General features: G+C 64.2%; 16 protein-coding genes. 7 read left to right on the top strand and 9 right to left on the bottom strand.

What is annotated here, in order from left to right:
* The first annotated feature begins 59 nt into the window (after positions 1-59).
* From ACFQE0_RS20745 to ACFQE0_RS20735, 3 genes are all read left to right on the top strand, one after another.
* Complete coding sequence (locus tag ACFQE0_RS20745) at positions 60-422, top strand: hypothetical protein (protein ID WP_378972985.1); 363 nt, start codon at positions 60-62, stop codon at positions 420-422.
* A gap of 135 nt (positions 423-557) precedes the next feature.
* On the top strand, positions 558-1,214 hold the full coding sequence (locus ACFQE0_RS20740; RefSeq protein ID WP_378972983.1) for a L,D-transpeptidase: 657 nt from the start codon (positions 558-560) through the stop codon (positions 1,212-1,214).
* A gap of 11 nt (positions 1,215-1,225) precedes the next feature.
* Positions 1,226-1,417 carry a hypothetical protein gene (locus ACFQE0_RS20735; RefSeq protein ID WP_378972981.1) on the top strand — a complete coding sequence of 64 codons (192 nt, stop codon included), beginning with the start codon at positions 1,226-1,228 and terminating at the stop codon, positions 1,415-1,417.
* Between the two features lie 49 nt (positions 1,418-1,466).
* Here the strand turns inward: ACFQE0_RS20735 and ACFQE0_RS20730 are convergent, their stop codons facing one another.
* Both ACFQE0_RS20730 and ACFQE0_RS20725 read right to left on the bottom strand, forming a co-directional pair.
* Positions 1,467-1,898 carry a hypothetical protein gene (locus ACFQE0_RS20730; RefSeq protein WP_378972978.1) on the bottom strand — a complete coding sequence of 144 codons (432 nt, stop codon included), beginning with the start codon at positions 1,896-1,898 and terminating at the stop codon, positions 1,467-1,469.
* 520 nt (positions 1,899-2,418) lie between these two features.
* The gene (locus tag ACFQE0_RS20725; RefSeq protein ID WP_378972976.1) at positions 2,419-2,979 is read right to left on the bottom strand and encodes a DUF533 domain-containing protein; all 561 of its coding nucleotides are present in this window, start codon (positions 2,977-2,979) and stop codon (positions 2,419-2,421) included.
* Between the two features lie 249 nt (positions 2,980-3,228).
* Between ACFQE0_RS20725 and ACFQE0_RS20720 the strand changes: the two genes are divergently transcribed.
* Positions 3,229-3,534 (top strand): hypothetical protein, encoded by a 306-nt coding sequence (locus tag ACFQE0_RS20720; protein ID WP_378972973.1) that lies wholly within the window; start codon positions 3,229-3,231, stop codon positions 3,532-3,534.
* Between the two features lie 16 nt (positions 3,535-3,550).
* Here ACFQE0_RS20720 and ACFQE0_RS20715 read toward each other — a convergent pair whose 3' ends face one another.
* The 4 genes from ACFQE0_RS20715 to ACFQE0_RS20700 form a co-directional block, all read right to left on the bottom strand.
* Entirely contained in the window at positions 3,551-3,793 is a 243-nt protein-coding gene (locus tag ACFQE0_RS20715; RefSeq protein ID WP_378972971.1) for a hypothetical protein, read from the bottom strand.
* 200 nt (positions 3,794-3,993) lie between these two features.
* A complete protein-coding gene (gene ctrA / locus ACFQE0_RS20710) occupies positions 3,994-4,695 on the bottom strand; it encodes a response regulator transcription factor CtrA (RefSeq protein WP_378972968.1) in 702 nt (233 codons plus the stop codon).
* 254 nt (positions 4,696-4,949) lie between these two features.
* Positions 4,950-5,363 carry a GFA family protein gene (locus ACFQE0_RS20705; protein WP_378972966.1) on the bottom strand — a complete coding sequence of 138 codons (414 nt, stop codon included), beginning with the start codon at positions 5,361-5,363 and terminating at the stop codon, positions 4,950-4,952.
* Positions 5,360-6,616 (bottom strand): MFS transporter, encoded by a 1,257-nt coding sequence (locus ACFQE0_RS20700; protein WP_378972963.1) that lies wholly within the window; start codon positions 6,614-6,616, stop codon positions 5,360-5,362. The genes ACFQE0_RS20705 and ACFQE0_RS20700 overlap by 4 nt, the downstream gene beginning before the upstream one ends.
* Positions 6,617-6,690: 74 nt before the next feature.
* Here ACFQE0_RS20700 and gcvA point away from each other — a divergent pair, with 74 nt between their 5' ends.
* The 3 genes from gcvA to ACFQE0_RS20685 all read left to right on the top strand — a co-directional run bounded on the left by gcvA (position 6,691) and on the right by ACFQE0_RS20685 (position 8,418).
* Positions 6,691-7,569 carry a transcriptional regulator GcvA gene (gcvA, locus tag ACFQE0_RS20695; protein WP_378972960.1) on the top strand — a complete coding sequence of 293 codons (879 nt, stop codon included), beginning with the start codon at positions 6,691-6,693 and terminating at the stop codon, positions 7,567-7,569.
* A gap of 160 nt (positions 7,570-7,729) precedes the next feature.
* A complete protein-coding gene (locus ACFQE0_RS20690; protein WP_378972957.1) occupies positions 7,730-7,975 on the top strand; it encodes a hypothetical protein in 246 nt (81 codons plus the stop codon).
* A 62-nt stretch (positions 7,976-8,037) separates the two neighbouring features.
* Positions 8,038-8,418, top strand: coding sequence for a SpoIIAA family protein (locus ACFQE0_RS20685; protein ID WP_378972954.1), 381 nt, complete (start codon positions 8,038-8,040; stop codon positions 8,416-8,418).
* Positions 8,419-8,448: 30 nt separating this feature from the next.
* Here the strand turns inward: ACFQE0_RS20685 and ACFQE0_RS20680 are convergent, their stop codons facing one another.
* The 3 genes from ACFQE0_RS20680 to ACFQE0_RS20670 all read right to left on the bottom strand — a co-directional run bounded on the left by ACFQE0_RS20680 (position 8,449) and on the right by ACFQE0_RS20670 (position 11,182).
* Complete coding sequence (locus ACFQE0_RS20680; protein WP_378972952.1) at positions 8,449-8,922, bottom strand: tellurite resistance TerB family protein; 474 nt, start codon at positions 8,920-8,922, stop codon at positions 8,449-8,451.
* 142 nt (positions 8,923-9,064) lie between these two features.
* On the bottom strand, positions 9,065-9,634 hold the full coding sequence (locus ACFQE0_RS20675) for a peptidase S14 (RefSeq protein ID WP_378975603.1): 570 nt from the start codon (positions 9,632-9,634) through the stop codon (positions 9,065-9,067).
* A 654-nt stretch (positions 9,635-10,288) separates the two neighbouring features.
* Complete coding sequence (locus ACFQE0_RS20670; RefSeq protein ID WP_378972949.1) at positions 10,289-11,182, bottom strand: outer membrane protein; 894 nt, start codon at positions 11,180-11,182, stop codon at positions 10,289-10,291.
* Positions 11,183-11,999 lie beyond the last annotated feature (817 nt).

Raw genomic sequence — 11,999 nt, 5'->3', positions numbered from 1 at the left:
GGGCGAACGGATTGCATGCGGACGCTTTGTGACACGAACGTCATCACGGCCTCGACACGATGAAGAGATTAGCCCCCGCCCTGTTCGTTGTCGCTGCCTGGGCCGCCTTCGGCTCCTGGGCCGAGGCCCATCGCGCCGCGCAACAGACCGATCCTTCCGCCCTCAGGCCGGGCATCGAGGCCGACATGGCCGCCCGGCATTGCGCCGACCTTCGCATCGACACCGAGCGCTTCCGCGCCTTCGCCCATGCGAACCACCTGAACCACGCGGATTTCTTCACGCTGAAGCGTTCGGTGGCCCTGCAACAGGGGATCGACGCCGAGGCCAAGGCTCTGCGCGAGCGTCCGCAGGAGGCCTGCGCCGCGCTCTGGGAGCGCTACGGCAGCGCGGGCAGCGTGGCGCAACTCCTCGTCAAACGGTGAGGACATCGCCCGGCCTTGCCGCATTGGCGCCATAACCGAAGCCGACAACCGTGGCCGTAATACCCTCGGGCGGGCTACTCCCCGCCCGGTACGATGGCAGACGGGACGGCGGCGGCGATGACGATTGTGAGGCCAATGGCCGGCACCCGGGCGGGACTCGACCGCCGCTCGTTCCTCGTCGGCTCGGCTCTGAGCGTGAGTGCCCTGGGCCTCTCGGCCTGCAAGACCTCCGACACGATGAGCTTGGCTGAGGCACAGGGCCTCTACGGGCCGATGCCGCAGGAGAAGTTCCCGATCCCGGCGGTCGATATCAGCAAGGTCGATCCAAAATACTACCGGCGCACCGTCAGCTACGAGACGAAGGAGGCACCGGGCACGATCATCGTCGATCCGAAGAATTACTACGTCTACCGGATCGAGGAGGGCGGAGCCGCCACGCGATACGGCGCCAATGTCGGACGGGACGGCTTCCTGTGGAGCGGCGATGCCTATGTCGGACGGAAGTCCGAATGGGCGACGTGGACACCGCCCAAGGAAATGATCAAGCGCCAGCCGGAAGCCGCCAAATACGCCCGCGGCATGCCGGGCGGCCTCGACAACCCCCTCGGCGCCCGCACGCTGCATCTCTACCAGAACGGCGCCTACACGCTGTACACGATCTACGCGAGCAGCGACCCGGAAACGATCGGCAGCGGCATCACCAGCGGCTGCGTCGGCCTGCTGAGCCAGGACATGATCCATCTCTATGCGCGCACCCCGGTGAAGACGAAGGTCGTCGTCCTTCCGGCCTGAGGGGCCCCCGCATGCGCCGCTGCTCGGGCGTGAGCGGCGCCTCAGATATCTCCTTCGAAGTGCGGGTGCCCCGCATTGGCGAGGGCACGGTCCACGGCCTCTATCGCCAGAAGGATGCGGGTCAGATCCTCGGCCATCGAGACGGGCGCGAGCTCGATCCCACCGATGCGCGTGGCGAGGACATCGCGCTGACGAACGAGTGAGCCACGGGCGCGTGTCAGGCCCTCAACGGAATCGGTGTTCATGGCGCCCCTATTGCGGTGCAAAGATCGTTACGTTGTTATTGATCTGATAAGCCGCTGTCGGCTTCGTGTTGACGAACCGTAAATAGATCGGGCTTTCGCCAAAGATAGCACCGAAGGAGGGCGTTACCGCCATAGGGAAACAGCGCGACAAAACCTCGGATGCAGCGTCTTCATACCGGTGTTTGGCGTTGTCATCACCGACGAGCCGGCGTGCGGTGATGAGCGGCTTGCCCCGGATGGCTCCCGTCTTGTCGAGGCCGAACCGGTAGGCAATCAAAGAGCCTTCGGTCCCCGACGGTACCGTCCAGCACGCGGCCACCGCCTTGCGAAACTCAACCCAGTTGTTAATCGGCGTGGGCTGAGATCGTGCCGACGAACCGGACAGGACGGCGGCCGATCCGGCGAGAAGCAGCGTGGCAAATCGGACGGCCAAGAGCACCTCCGCGACGAGCGCTTTGCCTTCGGCCCGCCTTCCATGAGGAAGGGGGCAGCTTCACGGGATCGCACCGCTGCATGGTGCCACGAACGAAGCCGCACCTTCGGCCTGTCCTCACAAGGCGTCAAATGACGTCAGACCGCATGGGTCTTCGAGCGGCTGATCGTCTTCATCACCTTCAGGAGCCACCTCGCGGGCAGATTGGCCTCGGCGCTTCCACGGCTCAGACGAGGCCGCCAAGTCCCGGGGACGAGACGGCTACCTATGCTGCGACGAATTCCCTGCTTCGGCTTAAGGATTCTCGCATCTGGGCGGCGCTGCTCACTCGTTCAGTACCGGAAGGCTGGACGGCCACGTCGTGTCACGATTGGCACCGTGCTCGGTCACGCAGGCGACACGATGACGAGCCGGTGCGTGCATCACCTCACGCGGTGCTGATTTCGTGAGTGAGCCCCTCCCCCGGCAGACGAAGATAGACCTCATCGTCAGTGAGCAGGCCGATTGAAGTCACGCCGACGGCCGATCACAGCGATAGCTCCTCGTCGAAGCGTGCGACAGCTTCGGCTGGCACGTCCAGCGCGTCTGCCAGCATCTTGAGAAACTGCCGTTCCTGCAGGGTATCTGGCTCAATGGCGATGCGAGCCGCTGCATAGATCCGGGCGGCCTGCTCCGGCCCGCTCACACCCGAGGCGAGTTGATCAATGTCGGCCGGTTCGGCAATTTCCCTGTCGAGCCATTCCCGGCCAGCCTCGCCGATCTTGGCTGTCGTGAGGGCACTGTAAAGACGTTCTCGCTCGACAGCGTCCAGCAAGCCGTCAGCCATCGTAGCGGCGACCATGGCGCGCAGCATGGTGCGGGCCTCGTCCTCATTGACCTCTGAATGATCAAAGGGGGTGCGAGACGCAGTTGCGGGCTTTGCATCCTCCGCAGCAGCCTCCGTGCCCGACGCGTGCGTGCTGCCTGCCAGGGCCTTCAACGCGAGACCAACGATCAGGGAGATGCCACCCAGGACGGCTGTGACGGCAATGGCACTACCCTGGCGATCACGAGTGAGCGCATCGACCATCTGCTTCGCTTCAACCACGGTGATCTCCCACCATCGGACCTGACGGTGGTGCAACCGTGAGATTGCCCACCTGGTTCACAGCGTTGGGAGCTCCCTCGCTGGCCGTGCTCTTCATCGCGGGGCACCGATCCGCCCCATGAATTCGACCTCGGGGCAGATGTCGGTCGCAGCGAGAAGGCGATCCCTTGACGCTCGGCCGTCAGAGCGGTTGGCGAAGTTCCGGGGGCCTGATCGTTAGGATGAATTCACGCTCAATGGGATGGATCGATGACCGGCGAACGCCTGCTGCTCTACGCCAGCTCGAACGGAGATCAGTGGTGGCTCCGTCGTGGCCACGATCATTGCGATGTCTTCGTATGGCATGAGCCGAACGTCTCTTCTGGCGGCCACACCTCCAGAATCGAGTTGGGGCGCTTCCTCAGCGACGTGCCCCAGGGCCCCCAGCACCAGGAATTGATGCGGCTGCTGGGTTCCTTGATCGTCGCAAACTCGGCTTCGCCACAGATCGGCGGCCCTCAACCCGAGGCGGGCGCTGCCGGGGCGGAGCCGACGCCCGGTGAAAGCGCATCATAGCGGAGGTGGATCGTGCTCAGTCCGCGAGGCTGGACGGTGGCTGCCACGCGACGCCGGCATGCTCACGAATGTCTCCCGCCTTCGCACCCGTGTCTGCATCGCTCGCCCAATCGGCCGGCTCGTCGACAGACTCGATCACAGCGTCTGGATAAGCCGCTTCGAGGAACAGGCGTGCCTCACCTTCCGCGGCTGCTCTTACCGTCACCAAGGGCTTCGGACCATCCGCAGTGCGGATCTGCGCAATGAACAGCTTCGTCATGGAACCTCTCTGTCCTGCTCTCGCCCCCCAGAGTGGGCCGCTGGCAGCCCCTCCCGGGAGGATCACGCATCGTCGAGCGGCAACAGATCAACTGAGCGAAGGTTCGCGATCCAATGAACAGAAGCGGGGACAGGGGCCCATGACGCCGTGATTTTATCTTCGGAGATGGCTGCCCCGGTTCATAACCGTCCGAGAGCGCATCAACTGGCCATAGCCCGCATCTCCGGCGCTTCGTCGCGCATCACGTAGCCGCGGCCCCAAATGGTCTCGATGTAGTTCTTGCCCTGGCTCGCATTGGCCAGCTTCTTGCGCAGCTTGCAGATGAAGACGTCGATGATCTTCAGTTCGGGCTCGTCCATGCCGCCGTAGAGATGGTTCAGGAACATCTCCTTGGTGAGGGTCGTGCCCTTCCGCAGGGAGAGGAGTTCCAGCATCTGGTACTCCTTGCCGGTCAGGTGCACGCGGGCGCCGCCGACCTCGACGGTCTTCTGATCGAGGTTCACGATCAGGTCGCCGGTGGTGATGACCGACTGGGCATGGCCCTGCGACCGGCGGACGATGGCGTGAATGCGCGCCACCAGTTCATCCTTGTGGAACGGCTTGGTGAGATAGTCGTCGGCACCGAAGCCGAGGCCCTTCACCTTGTCCTCGATGCTGCTCATCCCGGAAAGGACCAAGATCGGCGTCTTGATCTTTGCAACGCGGAGGCTGCGCAGCACTTCATAGCCCGACATATCGGGCAGGTTCAGGTCAAGCAGGATGATATCGTAGTCGTACAGCTTGCCGAGGTCGATTCCTTCCTCGCCAAGATCTGTCGTGTACGTCTGAAAATTCTCCGACTTGAGCATCAACTCGACGCTGCGAGCGACTGTCGTGTCGTCTTCGATTAGCAAAACGCGCATGAAGTCACCTCGATTTGAGGTGGCTCGTAAAGGATCAACAATACCGATTAGTTAACAGGCGTCGTGCGAGTTCATCCATCGGTGACTGACCGGTCAGGCCATCATGGGGCGCCCATCACCATAGGGAGACGTACTGCGCGCCGTCCCTGACGTTCAGGCTCTTCTCACTCTGCCTCGGCCGCGAATCTCCGTCCCAGCCCAGAACGCAACGCATCCCGTCGGAATGCCGGAGCCGACTGCTGCGCCTCGGAGCGTCACGTGGCTGGGGCGAAGCGCAATGTGCCGGCAATGCGGGTTGCCTGCCCCGTGTCGCTCGGATGGTTGACCCCGTCCACGACCGGCACCTCTGCGAAATCGAACGGGCTCACCCCGTCGAGGCAGGCGACGTTCACGCCGTAGAGGTTTGGGTTCGAGCGACGTTGATGGTGGGTGTAGATCCCGCAGCGTGAACAGAAGAAGTGCGCGGCCGTGCCCGTGTTGAACCGGTAACGCGTCAATGCCTCTTCTCCCTGCACGATCCGGATGTCGGCCATCTCCGCAGAGGCGACGACTGCGCCCCGCATCCGGCAGTAGGAGCAGGTGCAGCGGCGGATCGTCGAGAAGCCATCGACGAGCGTCACCTCGAACTGTACCGCGCCGCAATGGCATCGTCCGGTCCGGTGGGTCATGGCGTCGACGTCTCCTGGGTCGAGGGCGCTGCGAGGCGGGGTGACAGGACGAGCATCAGGGGCACGACCGCGGCCGCCGTGGCGGCGGAGGCCATCGTCGCCCAGCCCGGGCCCACGGCGTCGCCTAGGGGGCCGTAGAGCAGCGGCGTCGCGAGCGCGCTGCCGCCCAGGGTCCAGGTGTAGAAGATCGCGAAGGCCCGCTCGACCCGGCCACCCGGCGCCAGTTCCGGCACTGTCCCGTAGAGCACGGACGACGTGCCGTTCAGCATCAGGCCGAGCAGCGGCAGTATGACGAGGACGGGGGCAAGAGGCAGGAGGACGACGGCGAGGATAGCGACTGCCGTACCGGCTTCCGTGAGGATCACGCTGCGGGTCACTCCGAACCGCTCGCCGATCCGCCCGAAGACGGCCTTGCCCAGCGCCCCGCCGACCGCGACCAGGGCGAAGGCGATGCCGACCAAGGACAGCCCGGCCCCCTTCGCCTGGAGCAGGAACGGGAGGTAGATCAGGAAGGCCGGGCGCGCAGCGTTGTCGAGCATGCCGATCGCCACAAGGAGGCGGAAGCCGGTCGGGTCCGCATTGCGTCCCCCTCCTCCCATGGCTGCCTCCTTCACAGGTGTGTCGCCGCGCGAGGCCGGCTCACGTGGCAGGAGGCCCGCGACGACGAGGGCGACAACGAGGCCGCCGCCGGCCACCCACCACAGGACGGGGCGCCAGTCGGCCCGGGTGAGCAGGAAGCCGACGAGGGGCGGCAAGGCCGCCTTTCCGAGATCGCCGGTGAAGTTGTAGGTGCCCAGCGGCCCACGAGCGGCGGATCCGTAGGTGCGGGCGATCACGGCGGAGGCGAGCGGGTGCTGCGTGCTGCTGCCGGCGCCGGACAATACCAGCGCGAGGCAGAGGCCGACGAGGCCGCCGGAACCGCCGGCGAGCGCGTAGCCCCCCGCCCCAAGCAGGGTGCCGAGGGTGAGCACGGCGCGCACGCCGAACCGGTCCGCGAGGGCGGCAGCGGGCATCTGCAGCCCGGCCAGCGCTCCGGCATAGAGCGAGCGGAGCACCGCGAGGGCGACGTAACCGAGCCCGAACTCCGCCTGCCAGACCGGCAGAAGCACGTAAATCATATCGGTGTAGCCGTCGTGGAGGGCGTGGTTGACGCCGACGACGGCGAGCGAGCGCCGCCCCGCCCGATGGCCCTGAGCCGGCGCTTCCGCAGGGCTCAGCGGCAGGGCGGGCGATGTCCGGCTGTCCGTGATCATGCCCGCCAGGATGATCCTCTCCCCCGGCCCCGACAAACGCCTTATGCTGACGCTCACGTGAGGAAAGCTGACGCATGCACCGTCGCCTGCCGCCGCTCAACGCCCTGAAGGCTTTCGAGGCGGCCGGTCGCCACGGAAGCTTCACGCTGGCGGCAGAGGAACTGCGCGTGACCCATGGCGCAGTCAGTCGTCACGTGCAGACGCTGGAAGCGTGGCTCGGCCTCCTCCTGTTCGAGCGGCACAACCGGCGCGTGGTGCTCACCGAGGCGGGCCGTACGTATCTCCCCGAGATCGGCGCGGCGCTCGACCGGATCGCCCTCGCCACCGCCCGGCAGAAGGAGCGCGGCCAAGCCGACGTTCTGCACGTGAATGCGCTGGCAACCTTCACCCTGCGGTGGCTGATCCCCCGGCTCTCCGCGTTCCAGCGGGCCCATCCGGCGGTCGAGATCCGCCTGACGACCTCGAACGTGCCCCTCGCGCAGATCATCGAGCCGTTCGACGTCGCCATTCGCGGGGGGCCGGACACCCGGCCGGGCTTCGTCGGGCGGGAGTTCCTTACGGAGCGGCGCATTCCCGTCTGCAGCCCCCGGCTCCTGCAGCACGGCCCCCTCTCGAAGCCCGCCGACTTAGCCGGCCACACGCTTCTGCACGCGGCGACTTTGCCGGATGTCTGGCCACACTGGCTGCAGGCGGCCGGCGTGCCGAACTTGACCCCTCAGGCCTCGGTGACGCTCGAACACTTCTACCTGACGCTGCAGGCCGCCCTCGACGGATTGGGCGTCGCGATGGGGCCCGATCGCCTCATTGCCGATGACGTCTCCGCGGGCCGCCTGATGATGCCCTTCGCAGATCCTGCTCTGCCCGCGCGCAGCTACCACACCTATGTTCCCGAAGCGGGCGCGGACCGTCCGGCCGTACAGGCGTTCTGCGACTGGCTGTCGACTACGAACTGAGGTGGAACGGCCGTCAGCGGCGGGGCACATGCCAAAGCAAGCCGTCGTTCGCGTTGATGACTCCTGAGTCGACCGAAGGGTACGGCCGAAGACGATCCCGCGGGGGGACAGCTCATCACACGCTTGGTGAACCAGACCGGCCCTGATCAGTTGAGCGCTCATGACTGATCAGCCCTCGCCCACCCCTCTGAATCTCATTGCCGATGGCCGTCGGCGTGAAATGGCCGTCGAGCACATCCTGTTCGGCACGATCCGCTTCCTGTCCCATCGTCATCCGGAACTGCTGGATGAACTTGAGGGTAGCTTGAGCCACCTTTGGGACAAATCCGAAGGTGAAGAGCGAGATGACGAAGCCGTCCGAGAAATCGCACGGAAATTCATCCGCAGCTTACGCGCTGAAGCATGATTTCTTCAGGGCAACTCTGACGAAATGACCTGCGTCTGTATCAAAACGGTCTGGAGGCCAGCATGAAAACGGCGCCTGATGGTTCGGTTGTCCAGCGAGACGCTCCGCGGCCCGACCTTGTTGCTTTTGAAATCAAAGACAAAATCACGAAGCCAGACATCGAATGGATGTCGGCCCTCACAGATCAGGCCATGCAGCAGCATGAACAGATCGACATGCTTCTCATCATGTCAAATTACGAAGGCTCCGACTTCGGCGCGAAATTTGACGGCTATGCCAATAGCGTGAAGGTGCGCTCCGTTGCGCATATCCGGAAATACGTCGTCGTCGGCGCTCCCGCCTTTGCCGAGGCCATGATCAAGCTCTCAGGCCTGGTCATGCCCGTGGAAACGAAGACGTTCGATCTGGCGGACGAGGATGCGGCCTGGGCCTATCTCGCCTAGGCTAACCCGGCGACTCGGACTACGGTTGATTTAAATCTGGGTTCGCTGTTGAGCGGACCTGACTGGCGCTGCCTCAAGCAAACTCTTCTTATCGACGATCAGAGCGGCTGCAATCTCGTTCAGAGCCGTATGCTCTATCTCGGCAATGCCATCATGGTCCGCAACATCAGCGGCGACCAGGAACACGCTTTCACGTTGATCGGCAGGCCTGCCAGCAATGGCCGCGATCCGTCGAAGGTTGTCGGCCCGTCCGGCTCGCGTGCGCGCGCGGCCGATGGCGTCGTAGAGCGCCTCTTCCAGCATGAGGGCGTCGTAGCCTTTCTCGAGGATAGGGCTTGCCAAGACGCCCTTCAGCGCGGTCTCGAACTCCTCACCGGCTACCTCGCCGTCCGCGACGATCACGTTGGCAGCGGCTGAAACGGCGGCCTGCATCAGCGTCTCATCGCCAGCATAAGCGGTCACGGCGCGGGCAACGCGGGTGAGAAAATCGGTTACGATGCTCATGCTCGGTTATCGCCCCCGGAGAAAGAACCACAACAGGATCGGCACGCCCAGGGGCCATGGCGGACCGCCCGTCAGCCTCCCGACCTTCGTCGGAACGCTAAGCCATCATGCGCGAGGTCGTTCCAGAACAGGCGCCAGCTCTTCAGAGCACCGCCTCGATGAGCCCGAGCGTTCGGGCCTCCTCGGCCTCAAGATACCAATTCGACGGCGCCCGCTGCAGGACCTCTTCCATCGTCACGGATGAGCCGAGGATCAGGTTCGCAAAGCCCTCGTTCTGAATGGTGATCGACGTCTCCAACTCGTTCAGCGTCGCCTTCACGGCAGCCAGACAGGTGGTCAGCGGTCCCTGGACGTGCAGATGCTTGTCCATCTTGCGCTCGTGGATCATCAACCGCGTCCCTCGTGTCAGGTAGCGATTGGCTCTCGTAAAGAAGCTCATGAAGGTCGTACCGGCCGAGTAGATGGCGGCCTTTCCCAGGAAGACATACCGCTTCTCCGGGTTCATCTCGCTGTAATAGCGGATATCCTCTCCCATCATTCGCGCGACTTCGGGATCGCCACCCAGAGTCGACAACTCAATCACCACAACATCTTGATCAATCACCGGCTCGAATTGCTGGCGAAAATCCTTGTACATCGCATAGTCGACCGATCCCGAAAGCAAGACGGTCGGCCTCTTGAAGGAAGAGGCAGGAAGTAGCGGTAGCGTCATCGTACTCACTTTGCCGTCGGCAGGCCCGCAAGAGCGGTCGTGCAATATCCAAACCAATCATCGGCACCGTGAACGTCAGCCTGCGCCGTAACCACCCTTGCGATTATCCGGCATCGGCATCTTGGGGCGGTTATCGTAGCCGCCACTTTCGGGACCCTGTTCATCCTGTTCTGTCGGATGAGCAGGGGATGTCGGTCCTGCAGCCATCGGCTCGTCGGGACGCTTCTCTTGCCCCGACAGCTTTCCCGGAGGGACCATTCCAAAGGCCTCTCGTGCTGCGTCCGAATCGGTTCCCATAGTCGCTCTCCACGCCTCTCGCAGGGATCAAGGCAGGGGAAGCAGACGAGGTTCCTGGCGAGCGTCCGACAGAGTGCCAGGACCGGCAATCGCTGAACCAAGCGGTCCTTTGGGAGACATCATGGCCGTCTGCCGACGATGCCACATGGACCACGACCCGCCGAAGAATAAGCGGTCGCGGTGGCGAAGCCTGCTCCAGCAGAAAGCGCCGGGCGGCCCAACCGGCGGGCCCCGTGTCTGAGGGGCGCTCACGACAAAGATAAACGCCCCAGGAGTTTTCACTCTCCTGAGGCGTCGCTTGGCCTACAAAATCAGTTTGATCGGGCTGACTCTAGGGCCAAATCCGAACTGTCGGTCTTAGTACGAGCCGAACTTGTAGTTCACGCCGGCGCGGACGACGGCGAACTCGGTGTCGCGGCGGTTGTTGGCCGGGCCGGAGACCAGGGTCACGCCCGGGGACGTGGTGGTGATGGTCTGGCCGAGGTTGTTGGTGGCGAAGGCGCCGGCGGTGCGGCGGTTCTGCTCGAGGTTCACGTACAGGCCTTCGACCTTCAGCGTGACGGCCGAGGAGCGGAAGAAGTTCAGGAACGAGTCGGTCGGGAGAGCGTACTCGACACCACCGCCGACAGCGTAGCCGGTCTGGAAGTCGTCGGAGGACACGCCGGTGCCGAACTGACGGCCGCCGCCCGAGCCGTAGGCGAAGCCGCCGGTGGCGTACACGAGGGTGCGGTCGAAGGCGTAGCCGAGGCGACCACGGACGGTGCCGAAGTAGTCGAGGCCCGACAGGCCGTTCGGGTTGTAGACCAGGCTGCCCGGGATGATGGCCGAGCCGGCCGGGGCGGCGGCGGAGAAGCGGTTCCGCTGACGGCCGAAGTCGGCGTACTGCGCGTCAGCTTCGATACCGACGACGACACCCGAACCCGGGGTGAACTGGTAGTTGTAGCCGATCTGACCACCGCCAACGAAGCCTTCGTTGTTGTTGGTGTTCGAGAAGGCGAGGACGCCGGTGGTCGGGACGTTGCCGGCGGCGAACAGGTTGTTGCCCGGCGAGACGCCGACGACGGTCGGGCCGCGGCTGGAAGAGGCGTCGAAGCCGTAACCGGCGTTGAAACCGGCGTAGAAGCCCGTCCAGGTGAAGACCGGCACCGGCGTGAACACCGGCGGCGGCGCAGCGCGGCGCGGAAGGTCGGCAGCCGAAGCGGCGGCGGTCAGGGCCGTGAAGGCGGCGAGGGAAGCGATCAGGGTCTTCATGATGTGGCTGTCTCCAGCAAAACTTCGTTGAGCCCTTCCTAAATCATCGCCTAAAATATCGCTGTAGCCAAAGAGACACACTCGTTCCGAAGGTGACCTGCTGGGTAAGGGCAGAATTTTCGAAGATTGACATTGGTTAGCAAAGTGTAAGCGACTGATTGATTGAGTAAGACTTGGCAAAGCTGCCGTGAGCCGGCGTTTGCGGCGTCCAGTCCCCACCGCACCGACCCTCAGGCAACCGCTCAGGCCAGGCATCACAGGCGAGACACAGGAGACCGGCCCGGGCCCTCGCCTGTCGTCACGCTGTCTTCGAGTGTGGGCCTTGCGTTGTCGCGACCACCTCGGGACCACGCGAGCATGTGAATTTTCCACTAAAAGTGCGCCAGTCGCTGCATTAAATTGCCAGCACGCTTATTTTTCAGCGCAATCATGCTTGATCGGCGGCCCGCTCTCAGCTACGGCCATCGCCCCGGACAGAAAAAAGCCGCCCACGAGGAGCGGCTGAAGTCTAGGGAGGAAACGCCCAAGAAGGGCAGCGGGACCGCGACGCCATCGCCGTCCCGCGCTACTGATGTAATCCTTTGCACCGCAGCAAACAAGCTCGCAGGTGCGAGCGCATCGGCATTTCGACGTCATTCCGTCAGATCGGTGCATTTTCGCACCAGAGGCTGCGCGCGTCGGCTTCTTGCTTGGCCGTTTCCGCAACCCAGTCCGATCAAGGAGGCAGGCGGCCGTTGCGACAGGTTCCAGGCCTGTTTCAACGCGGCCCGCGATGCATGCCCCTGCAGACAAAAGGGCCGGAGACGATGCTCCGGCC

Source organism: Methylobacterium komagatae, from assembly GCF_042661665.1.
GTDB lineage: Bacteria > Pseudomonadota > Alphaproteobacteria > Rhizobiales > Beijerinckiaceae > Methylobacterium > Methylobacterium komagatae.
This window is presented reverse-complemented; position numbering and strand designations above follow the sequence as displayed.